The 20,356-nt window shown below is 55.8% G+C and carries 21 protein-coding genes and 1 tRNA gene; 6 read left to right on the top strand and 16 right to left on the bottom strand.

Going from position 1 to position 20,356, the window contains the following annotated elements; all coding sequences use genetic code 11:
- Positions 1-308: trigger factor (locus ACYZYZ_RS02630; RefSeq protein WP_461483149.1), on the bottom strand; the 308-nt coding region annotated here is incomplete at its 3' end.
- A gap of 162 nt (positions 309-470) precedes the next feature.
- Positions 471-547, bottom strand: a tRNA-Pro gene (locus tag ACYZYZ_RS02635).
- Positions 548-712: 165 nt separating this feature from the next.
- Here ACYZYZ_RS02635 and folD point away from each other — a divergent pair.
- From folD to ACYZYZ_RS02650, 3 genes are all read left to right on the top strand, one after another.
- Positions 713-1,558: a bifunctional methylenetetrahydrofolate dehydrogenase/methenyltetrahydrofolate cyclohydrolase FolD gene (gene folD / locus ACYZYZ_RS02640; protein ID WP_461483150.1), complete on the top strand. Its 846-nt coding sequence runs from the start codon at positions 713-715 to the stop codon at positions 1,556-1,558.
- 83 nt (positions 1,559-1,641) lie between these two features.
- Positions 1,642-2,382: a glycerophosphodiester phosphodiesterase family protein gene (locus tag ACYZYZ_RS02645; RefSeq protein ID WP_461483151.1), complete on the top strand. Its 741-nt coding sequence runs from the start codon at positions 1,642-1,644 to the stop codon at positions 2,380-2,382.
- 2 nt (positions 2,383-2,384) lie between these two features.
- Entirely contained in the window at positions 2,385-3,596 is a 1,212-nt protein-coding gene (locus ACYZYZ_RS02650; RefSeq protein ID WP_461483152.1) for a glycerol-3-phosphate dehydrogenase/oxidase, read from the top strand.
- Positions 3,597-3,611: 15 nt separating this feature from the next.
- Here ACYZYZ_RS02650 and ACYZYZ_RS02655 read toward each other — a convergent pair whose 3' ends face one another.
- The 10 genes from ACYZYZ_RS02655 to ACYZYZ_RS02700 all read right to left on the bottom strand — a co-directional run bounded on the left by ACYZYZ_RS02655 (position 3,612) and on the right by ACYZYZ_RS02700 (position 14,181).
- The gene (locus tag ACYZYZ_RS02655; protein ID WP_461483153.1) at positions 3,612-5,072 is read right to left on the bottom strand and encodes an FGGY family carbohydrate kinase; all 1,461 of its coding nucleotides are present in this window, start codon (positions 5,070-5,072) and stop codon (positions 3,612-3,614) included.
- Positions 5,073-5,134: 62 nt separating this feature from the next.
- Complete coding sequence (locus ACYZYZ_RS02660) at positions 5,135-5,551, bottom strand: YqaA family protein (protein WP_461483154.1); 417 nt, start codon at positions 5,549-5,551, stop codon at positions 5,135-5,137.
- A gap of 49 nt (positions 5,552-5,600) precedes the next feature.
- The gene (locus tag ACYZYZ_RS02665; protein WP_461483155.1) at positions 5,601-6,077 is read right to left on the bottom strand and encodes an NYN domain-containing protein; all 477 of its coding nucleotides are present in this window, start codon (positions 6,075-6,077) and stop codon (positions 5,601-5,603) included.
- A 309-nt stretch (positions 6,078-6,386) separates the two neighbouring features.
- The gene (locus ACYZYZ_RS02670; protein ID WP_461483156.1) at positions 6,387-7,424 is read right to left on the bottom strand and encodes a M48 family metalloprotease; all 1,038 of its coding nucleotides are present in this window, start codon (positions 7,422-7,424) and stop codon (positions 6,387-6,389) included.
- A gap of 91 nt (positions 7,425-7,515) precedes the next feature.
- Positions 7,516-8,067: a GNAT family N-acetyltransferase gene (locus ACYZYZ_RS02675; protein ID WP_461483157.1), complete on the bottom strand. Its 552-nt coding sequence runs from the start codon at positions 8,065-8,067 to the stop codon at positions 7,516-7,518.
- Between the two features lie 248 nt (positions 8,068-8,315).
- Entirely contained in the window at positions 8,316-9,104 is a 789-nt protein-coding gene (locus ACYZYZ_RS02680; RefSeq protein ID WP_461483158.1) for a M90 family metallopeptidase, read from the bottom strand.
- A gap of 149 nt (positions 9,105-9,253) precedes the next feature.
- Positions 9,254-9,907: a hypothetical protein gene (locus tag ACYZYZ_RS02685; RefSeq protein ID WP_461483159.1), complete on the bottom strand. Its 654-nt coding sequence runs from the start codon at positions 9,905-9,907 to the stop codon at positions 9,254-9,256.
- A 208-nt stretch (positions 9,908-10,115) separates the two neighbouring features.
- The gene (locus tag ACYZYZ_RS02690; protein WP_461483160.1) at positions 10,116-11,000 is read right to left on the bottom strand and encodes a radical SAM protein; all 885 of its coding nucleotides are present in this window, start codon (positions 10,998-11,000) and stop codon (positions 10,116-10,118) included.
- 39 nt (positions 11,001-11,039) lie between these two features.
- Positions 11,040-12,437: a cysteine--tRNA ligase gene (cysS, locus tag ACYZYZ_RS02695; RefSeq protein WP_461483161.1), complete on the bottom strand. Its 1,398-nt coding sequence runs from the start codon at positions 12,435-12,437 to the stop codon at positions 11,040-11,042.
- Positions 12,438-12,510: 73 nt separating this feature from the next.
- Positions 12,511-14,181, bottom strand: coding sequence for a glutamine--tRNA ligase/YqeY domain fusion protein (locus ACYZYZ_RS02700; RefSeq protein WP_461483162.1), 1,671 nt, complete (start codon positions 14,179-14,181; stop codon positions 12,511-12,513).
- A 114-nt stretch (positions 14,182-14,295) separates the two neighbouring features.
- Here ACYZYZ_RS02700 and ACYZYZ_RS02705 point away from each other — a divergent pair, with 114 nt between their 5' ends.
- The 3 genes from ACYZYZ_RS02705 to ACYZYZ_RS02715 all read left to right on the top strand — a co-directional run bounded on the left by ACYZYZ_RS02705 (position 14,296) and on the right by ACYZYZ_RS02715 (position 16,543).
- Complete coding sequence (locus tag ACYZYZ_RS02705; RefSeq protein WP_461483163.1) at positions 14,296-15,192, top strand: DMT family transporter; 897 nt, start codon at positions 14,296-14,298, stop codon at positions 15,190-15,192.
- Positions 15,193-15,280: 88 nt separating this feature from the next.
- Entirely contained in the window at positions 15,281-15,790 is a 510-nt protein-coding gene (locus tag ACYZYZ_RS02710) for a peptidylprolyl isomerase (RefSeq protein WP_305169331.1), read from the top strand.
- Between the two features lie 33 nt (positions 15,791-15,823).
- On the top strand, positions 15,824-16,543 hold the full coding sequence (locus tag ACYZYZ_RS02715) for a UDP-2,3-diacylglucosamine diphosphatase (protein WP_461483164.1): 720 nt from the start codon (positions 15,824-15,826) through the stop codon (positions 16,541-16,543).
- A 2-nt stretch (positions 16,544-16,545) separates the two neighbouring features.
- Here the strand turns inward: ACYZYZ_RS02715 and ACYZYZ_RS02720 are convergent, their stop codons facing one another.
- Genes ACYZYZ_RS02720 through ACYZYZ_RS02735 form a run of 4 tightly spaced genes read right to left on the bottom strand, consistent with a single transcriptional unit; the run spans position 16,546 to position 20,281 of the window.
- Positions 16,546-17,742 (bottom strand): ABC transporter permease, encoded by a 1,197-nt coding sequence (locus tag ACYZYZ_RS02720; RefSeq protein WP_461483165.1) that lies wholly within the window; start codon positions 17,740-17,742, stop codon positions 16,546-16,548.
- A complete protein-coding gene (locus tag ACYZYZ_RS02725; protein WP_461483166.1) occupies positions 17,739-18,959 on the bottom strand; it encodes an ABC transporter permease in 1,221 nt (406 codons plus the stop codon). Before ACYZYZ_RS02725 ends, ACYZYZ_RS02720 begins: the two co-directional genes overlap by 4 nt.
- The gene (locus ACYZYZ_RS02730; RefSeq protein ID WP_461483167.1) at positions 18,922-19,626 is read right to left on the bottom strand and encodes an ABC transporter ATP-binding protein; all 705 of its coding nucleotides are present in this window, start codon (positions 19,624-19,626) and stop codon (positions 18,922-18,924) included. The genes ACYZYZ_RS02725 and ACYZYZ_RS02730 overlap by 38 nt, the downstream gene beginning before the upstream one ends.
- Positions 19,619-20,281: an efflux RND transporter periplasmic adaptor subunit gene (locus tag ACYZYZ_RS02735; RefSeq protein ID WP_461483168.1), complete on the bottom strand. Its 663-nt coding sequence runs from the start codon at positions 20,279-20,281 to the stop codon at positions 19,619-19,621. The genes ACYZYZ_RS02730 and ACYZYZ_RS02735 overlap by 8 nt, the downstream gene beginning before the upstream one ends.
- Between the last annotated feature and the right edge of the window lie 75 nt (positions 20,282-20,356).

Raw genomic sequence — 20,356 nt, forward strand, 5'->3', positions numbered from 1 at the left:
TACTTGGTACGCATAACTTCAGAAACAACCTCTGCACGCACTTCGTTGCCATACTGACGACGAACAAAGCTCATTGGCACCTTGCCACGACGGAAGCCGTTGATACGTGCGCTTTTAGCAGTCTGTTTCAGACGCTCCTCAACTGCTTCATCAATTTGCGCTGCTGGCACCTGAATTGTGACGCGACGCTCAAGACCAGAAGTCGTTTCAACGGAAACTTGCATGAAAAATCCTCGCAATACTTTTAATGCTTCTTTATAGATAAGCCGAAAGAATGAGATTTTAAGAGCAGAAACACTCGCAAGCAAGCGGTTATCGCTCTTTCAGGGCATCTGAAGGGAAAAGAAATAGCAAAAACATTCAGACTTCAGATATCTGACGGCCAGACTCACAGAAAACGCGCAAAGACGATAAAAATCAAGACGTTACTATTAAGGGAAAATAAAGAAGGGATCGTAAACAAAAAGGAATGGTCGGGATAGAGGGATTCGAACCCCCGACATCCTGCTCCCAAAGCAGGCGCGCTACCAGACTGCGCTATTCCCCGTTATCACTCAAGTGCCCTCTTTCGAGAGGTGCGCATAATACTGGCGACGACCAGCCTCGTCAATGAAAAAGCCCCTCAATAAGGGGGTGGCGATTCCCTTCACAGGAACGAAGCGAAGTGCGAAAATGCCCGGCTTTCACTATCCAATCAGGAGCTTAACCAACCATGGCCGCACTCATCCTCGATGGCAAAGCCGTCGCACAGAAAACCGAAGCCGCACTGAGTGAGCGCGTTAACGCCCTGAAAGAGAAAAGTGGCGGCCAGACGCCTATCCTGGCCACCATCCTGGTGGGCGGCGACCCAGCTTCCGCCACCTACGTGCGCATGAAACAGAACGCCTGCAAACGGGTGGGCATGGAATCCATCGCCGTGGAGATGCCGGAATCCACCACAACCGAACAACTGCTGGCCAAGATTAAAGAGTTGAATGCCAACCCCAACTGCCACGGTATTCTGCTGCAACACCCGGTACCGGAACAGATTGACGAGCGTCTCTGTTTTGACAGCATCGCCCTGGAAAAAGACGTGGATGGCGTCACCTGCCTCGGCTTTGGTCGCATGGCCATGGGCGAATTCGCCTACGGCTCGGCGACCCCCCAAGGCATCATGCGCTTGCTGGAAGCTTACGATATTCCCCTGTCAGGCAAACACGCCGTGGTGGTAGGCCGTAGCCCTATTCTCGGCAAGCCGATGGCGATGATGCTGCTGAATGCCAACGCCACGGTGACGATTTGTCATTCCCGCACTGAAAACCTGCCAGCTATGATCGCCACTGCCGACATCGTGGTGGGTGCCGTAGGCAAACCGGAGTTTATCAAGGCGGAATGGATCAAGGATGGCGCAGTGGTTGTCGATGCCGGCTATCACCCGGGTGGAGTTGGCGATATCGAACTGGCCCCACTGCATGACAGAGCCGCTGCACTGACCCCGGTTCCCGGCGGTGTCGGCCCCATGACCATCAACACTCTGATTCTGCAATCCGTGGACGCCGGCGAGAAAAAGATGGCCTGATCGGCCCACTCGCCAAAGCGACAGGGCTGTGACTTCCCGTCCGACTGGACTAGGATAGGATCAGAACGGAAGGGAAAACAGCCATGCTCGCGGATCGACTGGTAGCCCACCGGGGTTACCCCAAACATTACCCTGAAAATACCCTGCTAGGCATGGCGGCGGCCATTGATGCCGGCGCGCACTTTATCGAGACCGATATCCTGTTCAGCGCCGATCAGCAGCCCGTGCTGTACCACGACAACCTCATGACACGCATCAGCGGTGAAGAAAATGCGGTACACCTACTGACCCTCGACGAACTGGTGAGCCGCCCTGCCCATGAGCCGGAACGCCTTGGCGACCAGTTTATTAACCAGACCATCACACCACTCTGCGATCTGGTCAGCCTGCTGGAGGAACATCCAGAGGTCACCGCCTTTATCGAAATGAAACGCAGCGGCCTGCACATTGTGGGCCTGGAAGCGGCCTATGACATCGTCAGCAAGATACTCACCCCGGTCAGGGATCAGTGCGTACTGATCAGCTTCAGTGATGAATTTATCGACTATGCCCACCAGCAGGGCTTCCCCAGACTGGGGCTGGTACTGAAGGATTGGGAAGAACGTCAGGGCAATCTGATGCAACGTATCCAACCGGAGTTTATCTTCTGTGATACGGACAAAGTGCCGGAGGGCTCTTCTCTGGATGAAATAACGCCCACCTGGGTAATCTACGAAGTGGAAGACCCGGATCAGGCCATTGCCTGGTTTGACCGCGGGGCCGATATGGTGGAAACCTTCGATATCGGTGGTCTGTTGGAAAATCTGGCCCACCGGGCGCTCTGAGCTTGGACGCTATTTCACCCACCTCCTCCACCTCTGAAACCACCGTCGATGTACTGGTGGTCGGCGGCGGCATTCAGGGTGCTGGCGTGGCCCAGGCCACACAGGCTGCCGGTTACCAAACACTCATTGTTGAAAAAACCGCCTGGGCGGCGGGCACATCCAGCAAATCCAGCAAATTGATTCACGGCGGCCTGCGCTATTTACAAAGCGGTGATTTTTCACTGGTGAGAGAAAGCCTGAAAGAGCGCAGTCTGCTCCTGAAGCTGGCACCGGAGTTGGTACACAGCAACTGGTTTACCATCCCCATTTACCACGATTCCACCTACCGTCCCTGGCAAATCCGCGCGGGACTGACACTCTACTGGCTGCTAACCGGCTGCAGCAGCGAAGGCCGCTTTGAAGTGGTCCCGTCGGCAGACTGGTCGGCCCTGTGTGGCCTGAAAACAGAAGGACTCCAGAAGGTTTTCCGCTACCGGGATGCCCAAACCGACGACACCCGCCTGACTGAAGCCGTGGTCCGCTCCGCCCAATCCCTCGGGGCTGATACCCGTTGTCCTGCCACACTGCGGTCTGCCACACAAACACCGCAGGGCTACCGGGTAGAGCTGGAAACTACTGCGGGTATCGAAACGATCCATTGTCGCTTGCTGGTCAACGCCGCAGGGCCCTGGATCAATTTGCTTGCCCGCGCTATTACCCCCCAACCACAGATCATCGACATTGACCTGGTTCAGGGAGCGCACCTCATCCTGGATCAAAAGATCAGCGAGCAGTGTTTCTATCTGGAAGCCCCCAGCGATGGCCGCGCGGTGTTTGTGGTGCCCTGGTACGACGGCACCCTGCTCGGCACCACTGAAACCGCTTTTGACAACAACCCGGATAACACCGCAGTCAAAGATGAGGAAAGGCAGTATCTGCTTGAGGTGCTTCACCATTATTTCCCGGACTACCCCGGGCAAGTCTGCGGCGAAATGGCCGGACTCAGGGTTTTACCCAAAAAAGTCCTACCCAAAGAAGCGATGGGATTTCACCTGCGCAGTCGCGAAGTTCAGTTTGTTGAAAGTAACGGTTACCTGGCCATCTACGGCGGCAAACTCACCGGTTACCGGGCTACAGCGGAAAAAGTGCTGCAACGTGTCGAGAAGCAGTTGGGTCGCGCCAACCACATCGCCGACACCCAACACATACGCCTTTGCGAAGAACCCAAATCGTAACCCACCGAGGTACTTCTACAGAGGTTTGTCCGTAGCCTCAGCCATCCGTTGTAACCAGTACTGAAAACGGCCCGCCAGTTCGGCATTTTCTACCGGGGTAAATTCATCCCCGGGATAAACCAGCCAATCTCCCGGCTGGCCCGCCAACAGAAATGCTGCTCCCCTGCCGGTCGCTTCCGTGTCCGCACTGCGTATCACCGGCAGTCCGGACAAATCCGCGAGCCGCTGACAGAAACCATCCAGCTGTGAGAGGCCACCCCCCACCAGTATGCGGGTCAGTGGCTCCGGCTCACCCCGCCAGTCGCGAATGCGCAGCAGATTTACCATCAACAGGAAGACGATACTTTCCAGCACCGCCACCAGGGCGGCCTTATTGTTATTGGCATCAAGGTCGACAAATCGACTACAGAAATCTCCCCGCCAATAGGGTGCACCCAGCCCTCCCACGCCATTTAAAAAAAGCGGGATGACGGTTTCGGATTTCAGCCACTGATCTAGACTCCGCTGATAATCGGCAACACCCAGTTCCGCCGCCTGTAATTCCAGCGCACTGGCTGCACCATTAACCGTTCCTTCCACCACAAACCAGCGCGCCGATTCTGCTTCAGTCCCTGTTTCGAAAATCAGCGTCTTCAGAAGTCCCGCCGGAGCTGATACCGAGGGAGCACAGCGCACGGCTATAAACGCTCCGGTGCCGGCATTGATGGTCACCTGCTCCCCGGGCAATTCTCCCTGGCTGAAAAAGGCGGCATTTTGATCACCATTGAGCAGCGCGACAGGTAACTGGACATCGCCAATCTGCAGGTCACCAAAGTCGCTGGCGCTGGGTTGTAACGGAGGAAGAATAGATTTTGGAATATCAAACTGCGCCAGCAGGACTTCACCCCAATCCCCCGAAGGCAAGTGCCACAACAATGTCCGCTGGGCATTGCCAGGGTCCACCGCAAAGTGATGTTGTCGGGTCAGGGCGTACAGCAGGTAACTGGCCAAAGGCCCACAAGCCAGACGCTGTTCCCCCAGCGCCGCCTTCACCCCGGGAATGGTATCCAGACACCAGCGCAGCTTGCTGGCCCCGTAATGTGCATTGGGTCGCAGACCCGTGTGTAGGGCTATTTCCTCATCACTCAACGACAGTGTTTCCATAAACTTGGCAGCCCGGGTGTCCTGCCAACTCAACACCGGCGACAGGGGCGCTGCTGTCTCCCGGTCCCAACACACCAAACTTGAGCGCTGGGTTACCAGCGCCGCCGCTTTAAGCCTGTGAATGTCTCCCCCCAATTGATCGGGGAGCTTGTCCAGCAACCTGCGAATGGAGGCCACCACCTCAACCGGGTCCTGTTCCACCCGCCCCGGCATGGGGTGTCGGGTCTTCACCGGTTCGCGCAGTAACAACCGTTGCCTGCCCACGGCATCAAAAACCAGCACTCGGCTGCTTTGCCCGCCCTGATCCATCACCAGATAGAGAAAATCATTCATGTTTTCATTAAAGCAAAGTTTTGAGCGACGAGTGTTGTTAGAGCTCGATTTCTACCGCGTAGTCAGATCAGGTTGAGATACAGGACGATCACTATCAGGTAGCGCAGGCCTTTACCGATGGCCGTCAGCAGTAAAAACAGTCCCAGATTCACCCGCATGACTCCTGCCACAAATGTCAGCGGATCGCCCACCACGGGCACCCAGGCCAACAACAGGCTCCATACCCCGTAACGCTGGAACCAATGTTGGGCCCGGTGCAGTTTTTCCGGTTTGAAGGGAAACCAGGAACGGTTTTCAAAATGGATCAGGTAACGGCCTATCCCCCAGTTCAGCGCGGCGCCCAGGGTATTGCCCACTGTTGCCACCAACCAGAGCAACATCGGGTTGCCGTCGTCGACAAAGGTAACCAGTGCCACTTCCGAGTAAAACGGCAGCAGCGAACCCGCCCCCAGTGCACTGATAAACATCAGGAAATACATCAAGGTCTCTGCTCCAGAGCAACACTCCCTGTACTGCCGATTCCGATACTCAACGCAGCAGCAGCCCATCGTCGATGGGAATAAATTCACTGGCGGCATTGATCAGTGCAGCGGCGGTCAGGCCAGGCACGCCATACACCTCAACCTTTTTGTTTTTATCTTCCCGCAGTTTATGCGCCAGCAGGTCGAAATCGCCATCGCCGGAAACCAGCACTACGGCGTCTACATCTCCGGCATATTCCATGGCATCAATGGTAATGCCCACATCCCAGTCGCCCTTGGCCGAACCATCGGCACGCTGGATGAAATTTTTGAGTTTCACCTCAAAACCAATGGCCCGCAGAATATTCTGAAATTCCCGCTGCTTCTGGTCACCCCGCTCCGTGGCATAGGCAAAGGCCTTAACCACCTCTCGCCCGGCAGTGACCCGGGACCAGAACGCGTTGTAATCGAAATTACAGCCGTATACCTGCCTGACGGTGTAATAGACGTTTTGCACATCCACCAACAAAAGAACTTTCTGCATGAATCACTACCAGTATTCTGATTTGAGTGGGCAAGGCTACGACAACACACCCAAGAGTGATACCCACACTGAACCTGACAGCACCAATCTGAGAAAAAATAACACTGCAGGAATCGCCAATAGCCACCGTCTGCGCCGTGTTACCAGGTCCGGCGAAGCTGAGTATGGGTTATATCATTTGGGTTACTTACTGAATTGTTCAGGCAGATCGGTAAGGCGTTCCACCGTGAGAGTGGGTTGAAGACCCCAGATATCAAAGAGTGCTGCGTTGGTTAACACCATCGACGGGTAAAATACGCGTTTTGTCGATTATTTCCGTTCCGGCAGCAATGCCCCTTCGCTCACCAGCTTCTGCTCAATCTCTTCATGGGTCGCCTTGAGATTGGCCCAGCGTTCCGCCGTGGACGGGTGAGAGCTGTTGTAGTGTTCACGGATGCCTTCCGGGTGCTCAATCGCCATGCGCCGCCAGAACGCATTGACGACTCCGGTATCCACACCCGCATTGGCCAGATAATACATGCCCACGTAATCTGCCTCGCGCTCAAAATCCTGGCTGTAGAGACTGCCACCCACATTGCCGAAAGTACCTTGGGTATTGACCCCGTAACCGGCGGCAATGATGTCGAAGATACTGCCCAACAGGTAGTTGCCAGTGCGTTTCTCAATATGCCCTTCACTGTTATGGGCGAACTCATGGGCGATGACCGTCATCAATTCCTCGTCGGACTCGGCAAACCGATACATACCCGCAGTGATATAAGTGGCCCTCCCATCCGCTGCCGCATTCAGGTCATCATCCTTTATCAGCACCACCGGAAAGGAGCAGGTGGTTACCGGCACGATATCCAGTGTCACACGCTGATCGTCCCGCTCTACCTCCAACACCAGATGCTGTTGCGACATCGGCATGGACACCGCCTCCAGGGACTTCACAAATACCTCCGAGGCGTTAGCTGCCGGTATCGTCACCCCATTCACCGAACGGATCACATCCAACTCCCGTAAGCCAGCATAGGCCGCCGGACTACCGAAGATGACGTGGCTTATCACAATCCCATCCTTGAGTCCGTATACCCCTGAAAACAGGGTTCTGTCTTTTTTATCCAACGTGGCAGTATCTTTCCACACCCAACCCACCGACCGGATATGATCATCGGGGCACAACGGCACGCCCGCTGTTCTTATCCGCCACGCCAGGTCCTGCAAGTGTGCGTTGCGCTCCAGGTAAACCTTTTCCGCCTCAATGCGCTGCCACTGTTGCTCCTCCAACACATCGCTCCCTGCTGGGCGGGCTATCTTGGTTGTCGGAGCGCAACCCACACCCCCAAACAGAAACAGAACTGCCATTAACAGCGGCCACACATACCGGCCACCAGCTCCCGACGATGCGGGTGAAATCGTTTTCCTACTGACTGAAAACCAGGCTGAATCACACATGTCAGATCACCGGCGGTTGGTCGAGTGAAAGGTGCACCTCAACGGTATTGCCTTCCATGGAACGCCTCAGTGGCAGATTCATGTTGTAGAGCACATCCAGCATTTTGTAGTATTCGCCAAGCACGGCGGCACGAAACTCCCGGTATCCTGCCGTACGGCCAAGATCCACCAGATGACCCAGCAACAACGAGCCCACGCCGAGACCGTGGTATGCATCTTCCACCGCCAGGATGATTTCTGCGGTTCTTACCGGTAGGTCATCGCAAGAGAAATAACGCGTCACGCCAACCACCATTTCCAGATCTTCATCCACAGCAACCAGCGCCACATGGCGGTCAAAATCCGGCTCGGTGAAGTCTTTCAGCTCCTGTAACGACAGGTCATTCTTGTAATGAAAGAAGCGGCAGTAGGAAGATTCGGCGCTAAGGCGGTGCAACCCCTCCTGCAACACGTCCTTGTCCTGGGGGTTGATGGCGCGTATCAGCAACCCTCTGCCATTACGCAATTGATCGCGGGCAAAAAAGCTGCGCAGTGATTCCGGCGTCGCATCCATCTGGCAAGCCACCTAAACGGGTACGTACTGACCACCCGATTCGCCGCCGAGGCTAGGCTTTCGCAACAGGACAAACCGGCGACGCAAACCAATGCCGCCCGTTAATGGCCAGTAACAAAAATGCAGTCTCATCGTTTAAGCGTAGCCCTTCGCACAGCCAGTAGCGCTCTTAATACTGACCGGTGACTGCGTGATTCGTCCTCACAGAAAAGCCCCCAGACATATTTGAGCTGTGGGAAAGCGCACTGTCACATACCGGCAATAGCCAATGGCACCGGCTGCTGACGATAGAACTGACAGAGCAGCCGATACACTTCGGGCATTTCTTTCCGCATGTTTTCCGGGGCCTCGAAAAAGGCCTCACTGCACACCGCAAAGAATTCCGCTGGACTGGTCAAGGCATAGTCATCAAGGGGTAATGTTCGGTGGTGTCGCCAATCATTTTGCAGGCGATCCCAGACCGCGGTAAAAATATCGTGCCACTCGCCGGGGCGCATATCCGGGTGCATCGGCGGCGCGCCGTTGGCGCCGTCGCGCAGCATATCCAGCTTGTGCGCCAACTCGTGAATCACCACATTATTGGCCTTCCCGTGGCGGGTATGGGCACCGGTTTCGCAAATATCCTGCCACGACAAAATCACCGGCCCCCGGTACCAGGCCTCACCACTCAGCCCCGGCCCCCGGGAATGCTCGACGCCATCCTCGGTACGATAGGGGCGGTTCGGTACAAAAGCATCTTCGTAGAGAATCACCGTTTTCCAGCGGTCATACCAGTCCAGACCAAGATGCAGCACCGGCACACAGGCCATGGTGGCGACCTTCAGGCACATGGCGTCGGTATATTGAAACCCGCTCCCGGAAGCAAAGGTTTTGCGCACCAGAAAACGGAAGGACATATCGCGCAGGGCATCGCGCTCGGCACCCTGATAGCGATGCATCACCGGCCAGTCAGCAATGGCGGATTCCCACTGCTCGGCAGTAAAACCCATTTTTTTAACGCGGCGATTTTCCAGCCAGTTGCGCAGTCGGTTAAACACTAATAAGGCACCACTTCTACCTTCACAAAAATATTTCAGGCGTTGAAATCAATAAATTTTTACTCTATTACCCGAAACATGAGACGCATTAGTGTAACGCTGAATGTCTCATATCAGAGCAGTGCTGATAAAGCCTCTGTGGTGAATTCTCACAAAATGGCGTTTATTACTTGGAGTAAAATTTGGAATTCAGGCTCGGTATCTATCGTTCTTGGAATATTCTTATCATGAACCATGAGCGATTTCTGAATACCTTTACCAACCCTCTTTTCAAATATAGGGATATATTTGGCAGACTCATCAAGGATTAAAAATTTTGTCTGGCCAGACATCCCGCCAATTAAATCTCGCTCATAGGTGAACTCCGATGACAGAGTCCCAATGTAATAAGCTTGGCCACTCTCCCCGACTTTGAATACGACCTGAGGCACAAAAAAGTAATTGCCAGACCAAGTGTCACGATAATTTAACCTGAACATAACATATGTACCCGGCTTTAAGCTCCAGGCAAATTCTCCTTCAGAATTCAAATCTGCAAAATGCCTGGACCTATCCTCCAACCTGAGCAAGCCGGGTTTGATGTAGAAATCAAACACCCCGCCACCAATAGGTTTTAATTTTCCATTCTCAATCCATGTAATTTTCCCTAACACCAGTGAGCTATCAGATGAACTGACAGCTTCTCTGTACTGCTTATGATCCTGAATGTTTGGTGTTTTTGATACACACCCCAGCAGAAACAAGGCGACCAGCAGAAGTATCAGATAACAGGGTATCTTGCATGAGCGAGACTTTTTATACATTGATTGCACCCTACACTTTAGTCACATGAAACTGCTTTTATCGTCTCATGCATCAATAGCCCAAATAGATTTCCAGACTACTAGGCAGGGTTATTGTAAGCGACAAACTCTTTTCTAACAGAGCCTATGAAGGAGCTCAGTTGCCAGTGTCTACAAGTTTATTTTAGAAGCTTTCAGAGTAAATCAAGCAAATAACTAACGGTTTGTCTCACAACCCCCTCTGCCACTCTTCCCTTAGAGGAATCATCCCCGGCTGATGAATGGCAGTGCGCACCTGCTGCAACAACTGGTCCTTGTCACGATTGAGCGTGCCTTTAAGAATCAGGTAGTTGGAGGCGTGGTCACTGCGGAATACGGTGCGTTCCAGTTGCAGGGTATCCAGCAGCATTTCCATTTCCAAAAACAGTTGCCGTTGGGTCAGCGGTTGGTATTCGCCACCGAAGCCCTGCTGAAACCGCTCCTCTCCCATGGGGAAGCTGACCACCAGGGTGGAGAGGAACTCCGGCTGGGTGTCGTTCATCAGCCTGGCGGAGTTGATGGCGTGCTGTTCGGAGTATTGCTGGCCGCCGAGGCCGTTGAGGATCATTACCGAGCTTTTCATACCGGCCCCTTTGATCTTGTGCAGGGCGTCCAGTGACGAGGCGTAGGTTTCACCCTTTTCGATTTTTTCCAATACTAGGTCGTCGCCGGATTCGCAGCCTACGTACATCAGACTGAGGCCAAGCTGTTGCAGTTCCGACAGCTCTTTCACGGATTTGTTTTTCAGGTTGCGGGGCAGGCAGTAGGAGGAAATGCGCTGCACGTCCGGCAGGTGCTGCCGGATGGCCAGCAGGATTTCCTTAAGGCGGCGGAAGGACAATGTCACGGCATCGCCATCGGCGAGAAATACCCGACGCACCGGGTGGCCAGTGGCGGCTACCTGTTGCAGCTCACTTTCGATCTCGGACTGGAGTTTGACGCTGAATTTCTTCTGCGGCGCGGTGTACATCTCGCAGAAGGTGCAGCGGTTCCAGGAACAGCCGTTAGTCACCTGTAAGATCAGTGAGCGGGCTTCGCTGGGGGGACGAAATACAGGTTCGATATAGCTAAACAATTATCTTTACCTCCCCTGCTCTGTATCTATTTACAACAATTATTCCCTGCGCCAGGTAGTGCCTTCGCGAGAGTCTTCCAATACTACACCCTGCGCGAGCAGATCTTCACGAATCTGGTCGGCACGGGCGAAGTCGCGGTTTTTCTTGGCGTCGGCGCGCTCAACGATCAGTGCTTCAATCTGTTCGGCATCGAGGTCACCCTCACCCCCACCTTGAAGGAAGGCTTCGGGGTCGGCATCGAGAATACCAAAGATACCCGCCATGGCTTTCAGTTCCGCCACCAGTTGGCGCGCCCGTACGTCATCAGTCTTGGCCTGGGTGTTGATATCCCTGACAAGGTCATACATGGCCGCCAGCGCTTCGCGGGTGTTGAAATCGTCGTCCATGGCGGTCACAAAGCGCTGGTAGTAGTCGCTGTCTTTCAATGTATCCAGCGCAACGGGCTGCACATCGGCGAAGGGGCGTAGCGCGGTATAGAAACGTTCCAGTCCGCCCTTGGCCTCAATGAGGTTTTCTTCCGAATAGTTGATGGGGCTGCGGTAGTGGCTGGACAGCAGGAAGTAGCGCACCACTTCCGGGTGATATTTTTTCAGCACTTCGCGGATGGTGAAGAAGTTGCCCAGAGACTTAGACATTTTCTCGTCGTCCACACGCACGGCACCGGCATGCATCCAGTAATTAACGTACTGCTTGCCGGTGGCGGCTTCGCTCTGGGCAATTTCGTTTTCGTGGTGGGGGAACGGCAAGTCCGGGCCTCCACCGTGGATATCGAAAGTTTCCCCCAGACAGCAGATGGACATGGCAGAACATTCAATGTGCCAACCGGGACGACCGGGACCCCAGGGGGAATCCCAGCTCACTTCGCCGGGCTTGGCGCTTTTCCACAGGGCAAAATCCCGCGGGTCTTCCTTGATATCACCCACCTCAACCCGGGCACCGGCCAGCAGGTCTTCAGGATTCTTGTTGCTCAGTTTGCCGTATTCGGGGAAGCGGCTGATACGGTAGTAAACATCGCCATTGTCCGCCACGTAGGCGTAATGGTTGTCCACCAGAATCTGCACCATGTCGAGAATATCGTCCATATGGCCGGTGGCGCGGGGCTCGATATCCGGGCGCAGCACACCGAGGGCATCCTCGTCTTCGTGCATGGCATCGATCATGCGATCGGTGAGGTCGGTAAACGACTCGCCATTTTCAATGGCACGGTTGAGAATTTTGTCGTCCACGTCGGTGATATTGCGCACGTAGGTGACATCCCAACCCTGGGAGCGCAGGTAACGGGTGATGACATCAAACGACACCATGACCCGCGCATGACCGATATGGCAGTAGTCGTAGACGGTAATACCGCACACATACATGCGGATTTTTCCGGCCTCGATGGGTTTGTAAACCTCTTTCTGCCGCGTCAGGGTGTTATACAGTGTCAGTGCCATGGTACTCAGTTCTTTCGGTTTGTCGGGCCACGGTGCAGCCCGTTGTGAATTCAGTAACGTTTGGAATAGTTACTCAGCTTTTCCAGGTATCCCGCAGGCCAATGGTGCGGTTGAATACCGGTTTGTCGGCGCTGCTGTAGCCGCTGTCGAGACAGAAATAGCCTTCCCGCTCAAACTGGTAGTGGTCTCCCACACCGGCTTCCGCCAGACCGATTTCACCCTTGCAGCCCTGCAGAATCTGTAGCGACTCCGGGTTGATAAAATCGAGGAAGTTGCGGTCATCCGCTTCCGGGGACGGATCGCTGAACAGGCGGTCGTATAGGCGCACCTCGCAATCCACACACTCTGTGGCGGAGACCCAGTGAATGACGCCACGGGGGCGGATACCTTCGGGCGGGTCCTCGCCGATGGTGCCGGGAATAATTTCCGCAATGATCTCAACAATCTCACCGCTGTCGTCTTTGACAAAGTCGTTGGCCTGGATCACATAAGCGCCGCGCAGCCGTACCCATTCGCCGGGCACCAGCCGCTTGAATTTTTTGCGAGACAACGAGCTGTCTTCATTGAAGTCTTCGCGATCAATATAGATTTCCCGAGTGAAGGGCAACTGGCGCTCACCCAGATCATCGCGGTTGGGGTGACCGGGGGCGGAGAGCATTTCCACTTCGCCCTCGGGCACATTGGTCAGCGTGACTTTCAACGGCTTAAGCACGCACATGGCGCGGGCGGCGTTGTCGTTCAGGTCATCGCGGATAAAGTGTTCAAACTGGGCCATATCCACCACGCCGTCGGTTTTGGCCACGGCAAGGCTGTCGCAGAAGTTGCGAATGGCCGCAGGGGGTACGCCGCGACGGCGCAGCCCGGAAATGGTCGGCATGCGTGGGTCATTCCAGCCGTCCACGTGGTTCTCATCCACCAGCTGCTTGAGTTTGCGCGTGCTGGTGATGTTGTAATTGAGGTTGAGGCGACCAAACTCGTACTGGTGGGGTTTGGAAGGCACCGGCAGGTTTTCGATAAACCACTCATAGAGGGGGCGGTTGGCGGCAAATTCCAGGGTGCAGATGGAATGGGTGACACCCTCAATGGCGTCCTCCTGTCCGTGGGCAAAATCGTAGGACGGGTAGATGTTCCATTTGTCACCGGTGCGGTGATGGGCGCGTTTCTTGATGCGGTACAGTACCGGGTCACGCAGGTTGATGTTAGGCGACGCCATATCAATTTTGGCCCGCAGGGTCATGCGGCCTTCGTCGATTTCGCCGTTTTTCATCTGCTCCAACAGCGCCAGGCTTTCCTCCGCCGGGCGGTCGCGCATGGGGCTGGGTTTGCCCGGTTCCTTGAGGGTGCCACGGTATTCACGCATCTGCTCGGCATTCAGCTCACAGACAAAGGCCTTGCCCTCACGAATCAGTTGCTGTGCCCAGGCATACAACTGGTCGAAATAATTGGAGGCATAGCGGATCTCGCCATCCCACTGGAAACCGAGCCAACGCACGTCCTCAATAATGGCCTGAACGTATTCGTCTTCTTCTTTTTCCGGGTTGGTGTCATCAAAGCGCAGGTTGCAGGCGCCGCCAAACTGGGCCGCCAGACCAAAGTTGAGGCAGATGGATTTGGCGTGACCAATATGCAGGTAGCCGTTGGGCTCCGGCGGGAAGCGGGTCACGACTTTATTGACCGTACCCTCGTCGAGGTCGCGGGTAATGATCTGCTGAATGAAATTGAGCGGTTTGCTGTCGTCTGCCATACTGCCGGGCCGTCGTGGCCATCCCCCTGAAAAAGAGCCGGATTATAGCGTTCAGGGAACAGCGTATAAACAACTGATACACCCAAAGCCCGAGTTTTCAGAGCATAGCCCTGCATGCAACCCAACACACGCGCCATTCTTTATCTGCAACTCTGCCTGCTGTCATTCCTGATCGGCGACTCACTGGCGAAGAAACTGCTGGCGACAATTCCTTTGGGACAGGTGATGTGCCTGCGCACACTGGTCTCTTTAGTCGTGCTGACAGCCATGGTTATCATCACCGGTCGCCTGGCGCTACTGAAAACCCGCAGGCCGGTTCATCACTTCCTGCGCAGCCTGTTTTTTGCGCTGATCAGCCTGGGCTATTACGTGGCGGTGAAATATTTTCCCATGAGCGCCGTAGCGGCAGCGCTGGCCGGGGCACCCATTATCATCTCAGCCATTTCACCCCTGCTTCTGCGCGAACATGCCAACAGCATCCAGTGGATTGCCACTATCACGGGATTTGTCGGCGTGAGCCTTGCCCTGAAACCCGATCTGTCCAGCATAAGCTGGAATTACCTGGCGCTGCTGACACTGCCGGTGTCCTATGCCGGCATGATTCTCTGGTCCCGTTATCTATCGCGCACGGAATCGGACTGGTCGCTCAATTTTTATTTCTACTTCCCGCTACTGGTGCTGGCGTGGTTCTGGCCCGCCGAATGGGTCCCCCTGACAGCCATGGAGCTGCTGCTGATTTTTATCTCCGGCAGCGGTTGTGCCGCGGGGTTTATTTTGATGGTGGCTGCCTTCCGCATTGGCAAACCCGTGGTGGTGGCACCGTTTGAATACACATCCATCATCATGGCCGCCGGTGTGGACATGCTGTTCTGGCAATTTTTCCCGGATTACGTGATGTGGGTGGGCATTTCCCTGATTTTGCTGTGCGCTGTTATTCAGGCCTGGCAGGCGCGTATCGAACCCCCTGCCATCACACCGCACCTGCGGGCCGAGGACACCCATCGTCCTTGACCTGAAAACACAACCCGATGGTGTTTGCATCCCCCTCTGAAAAACGTAACATACCCCCCACTTAAGACAGTTATAGGAAGCACGTTACATGATTACCCTGCACACCAATTATGGCGACATCAGCATTGAACTGAACTTTGAAAAAGCGCCAGTATCTTCTGCCAACTTCCTGAAATACTGCCGTGATGGTTTTTATGAAGGAACGATTTTTCACCGCGTGATCGACGGCTTCATGATTCAGGGCGGTGGTTTCACCCCCGATATGCAGCACAAGCCTGCGGGCGATCCAATTGAGAACGAAGCGGACAACGGTCTGGCCAACGCAACCGGCACCCTGGCCATGGCGCGCACCAGCGACCCGCATTCTGCAAGTTCACAGTTTTTTATCAACGTGTCTGACAACGCTTTCCTGAACCACAGTGGCAAAAACCCCCAGGGTTGGGGCTACGCAGTATTCGGTAACGTTGTGGATGGAATGGATGCCGTCAATGCCATCAAAGGTGTGGCTACCGGCCGCCACGGCATGCACCAGGATGTCCCCAAGGAGCCGGTGGAAATCCAGAAAGTGACCATCAGCGATGCCTACGCGGACAAGTAATTACCGCGCGACAGGGTTGGCCGATTTGCGCTGATGTCTACGCTGCTGATCTCCGACCTGCATCTCTCTCCAGAACGCCCGGCGGTAACCCGGGCGTTTTTTGCTTTTCTGCACGACAAAGCCCGCGAAGCCGAAGCGCTCTATATTCTCGGCGACCTGTTCGAATCCTGGATTGGCGACGATGACCCGGCGCCACTGCCCCGGGAAGTGATCGGAGAGCTGAAACAGCTCAGCGACAGCGGCACCCTTCTCTACTTTATGCATGGCAACCGCGATTTCATGATCGCTCGCCGCTTTGCCCATGAAACCGGCTGCACACTGCTGCCTGATCACTACGTGGCCCGGCTGGCGGGTGAACCGGTGCTGCTGATGCACGGCGACACCCTGTGTACCGATGATGTGGATTACCAGAAATTCCGCCGTATCTCCCGCTTCCGTCCACTGCAGTTTGTCATGCGTCACTTGCCCCTGAAAAAACGCCAGAAAATTGCCGCCGACCTGCGCCGTAAAAGCATGTCTGCCAACGCCAACAAAGCAGATAACATCATGGATGTGTCCCCCGTGGAGGTGGAGCGGGTGATGCGGGCGTTCGATGTAAAACGGCTAATTCACGGTCATACCCACAGGCCCGATCGACACCGGCTACCCTGTGGAGAACGTCTGGTACTGGGCGACTGGCACCATCACGGCTGGTATATCGAGGTTGAGAAGGATCGGGAGCCGGAGCTGATTTCTTTTCCGATTGAGGACTAAGCCTATTCTGCCCGCAGGGCGTCGATAGGACTGAGCCGCGTGGCATTCAAAGCCGGCCTTACTCCCGCGATCAGACCGATCAGCATGGAGGCCATCAGCGCCACCGTAACAATTTCCCCTTTCAGAGCCACCGGCAATGCCGGCACAAACAACTGTACTGCAACAATTAACAGGGCAATCGCCAACACACCGGCCAAACCGCCAATCAATCCCAGCATAACCGCCTCACCGAGAAACAAGTTCCGTACCTGACCCCGGGTACTGCCCAACGCCCGCAGCAGCCCCACTTCCGAGGTGCGCTCGGTGACGGTAATCATCAGGATGGTGGTAATACCCACCGCTCCCACCAAAAGGGAGATTGCCCCCAACCCACCACCGGCATATTTGAGAATACGCAGGATATTGTCCATGGTGGCCATCATCTGGTCCTGGGTGACGATGGTGAAATCCTCAAAACCGTGGCGTTCGATCAGCAGCCGCTTGACGTTATCTGTCAGCTGATCGGTGGGCACGGCGGGACTATAGAAAATATCCACTTCCATGAGGCTCTCGCGGTTGAAGATCTGCAGCCCCTTGTTGGCAGGAATGTAAATCATGTCATCCAGGTCAGTGCCAAGAAACTGGCCCTTTGGCTCCATGACGCCGATCACCCGGAAACGGTTGCCACCGATGTGCACGAATTCACCAAGCGGGCTGGTATTACCGAACAGTTCCTGCTTGAGCTTGCTGCCCAGAACGGCAAAGGCCCGCGCTCGATGCACATCTTCAACTGGCAGAAAGGACCCTTGGGACACTTCCAGCTTCCAGGCTTTATCCGCCAGCGCCCCCACACCGGCAACTTCGGTATAGCGACTGCGTCCCAGCGCCTTGATCTGTGCAGTCCCAAACACCACAGGCACCACTTGCTCCACCCCGGGAATGCGCTCCAGCGCCTCGGCATCCTCCAACGAAAGGGGCCGGGTAGTATTGAGAATACCCCCGAGGCCAAAGGTCTCGGTCTTTCCCGGGGTCACGGCCACAATGTGGCTGCCGAACTGTGTGAACTCCTGGATCACGAACAGCCGCAATCCCTCCCCCAGGGAGCTGAGCAAAACCATGGCGGCGATACCGATAGCAAAGCCGACAATGGTCAGGGCCGAGCGCATCCGCTGCATCCACAGGGCACGAAAGATCCAGCGCAGATAGTCGAGAAACTTCATTGATCCTGACCCCGCATGGCCAGTACCGGGTCGAGGGCTGCCGCCCGGCGTGCCGGGATCAAGGAAAATATCAGCCCGGACAGTAATGCTGTGCCCACGGCGGCGGGAATGGACCACCAGGGCGGTGCCAGCGGAAATACCGGCCACAGTCGTGCCAGAACATTCACCACCACCCAGGCCACCACAATACCGGCCACCGATCCCAGACTGACCAGCAGCAACGATTCCCCGAGGAACAGTTGCCGCACCTGGCGACTGCTGCCGCCGAGGGCTTTTAGCAAACCGATCTCCTTGCGCCGCTGGCTGACGGATATCAGGCTGATATTCATGATCAGGATGCCCGCCACCAACAGGCTGATGGCAGCAATGGCAGCGATGGCCAAGGTCAGGGTGGTAAGGATATTGTTGAAGGCGGCCAGCATGGAGTCCTGACTGATCAGGGTAATGTCGTCATCGCCCTCGTGGCGCTCGCGAATAATGGCTTTGACCCGATCCTCGGCGCGCTTGAAGTCGGCGTTGCCATCCAGCTCCATCAACACCCGAAACAGGCCCGGGGTATTGAACATCTGCTCGGCGGTGCGAACCGGCACGATAATCATGTCCCGCAGATCCAGCCCGAGGGATTCCCCCCGCTCCTCCAACACTCCGATCACGCGCATGCGGCGGTCGCCTACCCTCACCCATTCACCAATGGCGCGGCGGTTACCAAACAGTTCATTTTTCAGCTTTGAGCCCAATACACAAACGGCCATGGCCTCGCTGCGGGCACGTGCTGGCAGTACTTCGCCCTGGGCCACGTTCATCTTCCGCACCTGAAAAATCGCCGCCGTTGTCCCCAGCACAATGACTTCCCTTGAACGGCTGGATAATGCAACCGAAGCAGTACCGGCAATCACCGGTGCCACAGCGCGAACAGCGGGGATGCGCTCCAATGCCTGGGCGTCTTCCAGAGTCAGGTCACGGGGTGCTGTGCCATAAATAGGGGGGGCTCCACCGGTGGTTTCCTTACGCCCGGGAAGAATGATCAACAACTGGTTGCCGAGGGCAGAAAATTCCCGGTCCACATAACGTCGGGCGCCCTCTCCCAGGCTGGTAAGCAGAATCACCGAGGCCACCCCAAGCCCCACTGCCAGTAACAGCAACCCGGTGCGCACCCGGTGGCGCAAAAATAGCTGGCTGTTAAAGCGCAGTTGATCCAGTAGCAGCATCGCTGTCATCGGTATCCTTTTCTATGCGGCCATCCACCATGCGGATGCGCCGTCGTGCCCGCTTACCGAGGGCCATGTCATGGGTCACCACCAGCAGGGTGATACCCTCGCGATTGAGATTTTCCAGCACGTCCACCACCTCATGGCCGGAGGCCTGATCGAGGTTTCCGGTGGGTTCATCCGCCAGCAGAATGCGAGGTTTCATCACTATCGCCCGGGCAATGGCCACCCGCTGCAGCTGGCCACCGGAAAGCTGGTTGGGACGGTGGCTGGCACGTTCTGCCAGACCCACCTGCTCCAACACGTCGAGGGCACTCTGGCGGCGTTGTTTGGGGCCAATGCCCGCCAGCATCATCGGCAATTCGACGTTTTCCAGCGTGGTCAGGCGGTTGATGAGATGAAAGGCCTGAAAGATAAACCCGATGTAGTCAGCCCGCAAACGTGCCCGCGCTTCCTCTCCCAGGGTTTCTGTGGCGTTGCCGTCCAGGCTGTATCGGCCACTGTCAGGCCGGTCCAGCAGCCCAACCATATTCAGCAGGGTGGATTTTCCCGACCCGGAGGGCCCCATCACCGACAGGTACTCACCGGCATTGATGGTGATACTCACATCCTGCAGGGCACGCAAGGGAAATTCCCCAACCTGGTAGGTTTTATTGATGCCATCCAGTTCAATCATTGGCTGACGGTCCAACCTTCGCCGCGGCCCCCGCCTCGACGCCGGAACTGCCAATGTTGCTGACAATCTGGTCGCCTTCCCTGAGGCCACCCAGCACTTCGGTGTAACGCCAGTTGGCCAGCCCTTTCTCAATCGCCTGGCGCTGCAGCACACCATCACCATCCAGCACCAGTACGAACGTCTCGTCCACCACCAACTCAGATGGGATACGCAGAGCGTTATCCCCGCTGTCGAGAATAATTTCCATATCCGCACTGTATCCAGCCAGCAGTTTTATCCCTTCAGGCAGGGCGGAGAGCTCGGCTTCCACCTCAACGGTGCGGGCCTGTTTTTCCTGATCGAGGATGTAGGGGGAAATGCGGCGCACCTTGGCCGGAAAGATCTTATCCCGGAAAGCATCCAGGGTTACCCGAACAGGCAGTCCTACGTCGATTTCCGACGCATCTACCTCGTCAATGGGTGCACTGATGTAATGACAGCCGTCGGTCAGCAGATCAATAGCGGGGGGCGTCATCACACCGGGTGGGGAAGGCGTGGCGTACTCGCCCACCTCACCGGTGACCTCGGCCACTGCGCCGTCGAACGGGGCTCTCAGGAAGGTCTGCTCAAGTAAAGCACTGGCGGTGGACACCGGTGAGGTGGGCGAGTACGCCACGCCTTCCCCACCCGGTGTGATGACGCCCCCCGCTATTGATCTGCTGACCGACGGCTGTCATTACATCAGTGCACC

Source organism: Porticoccus sp. (genome assembly GCA_023261185.1).
Taxonomy (GTDB): Bacteria; Pseudomonadota; Gammaproteobacteria; order Pseudomonadales; family Porticoccaceae; genus Porticoccus; species Porticoccus litoralis.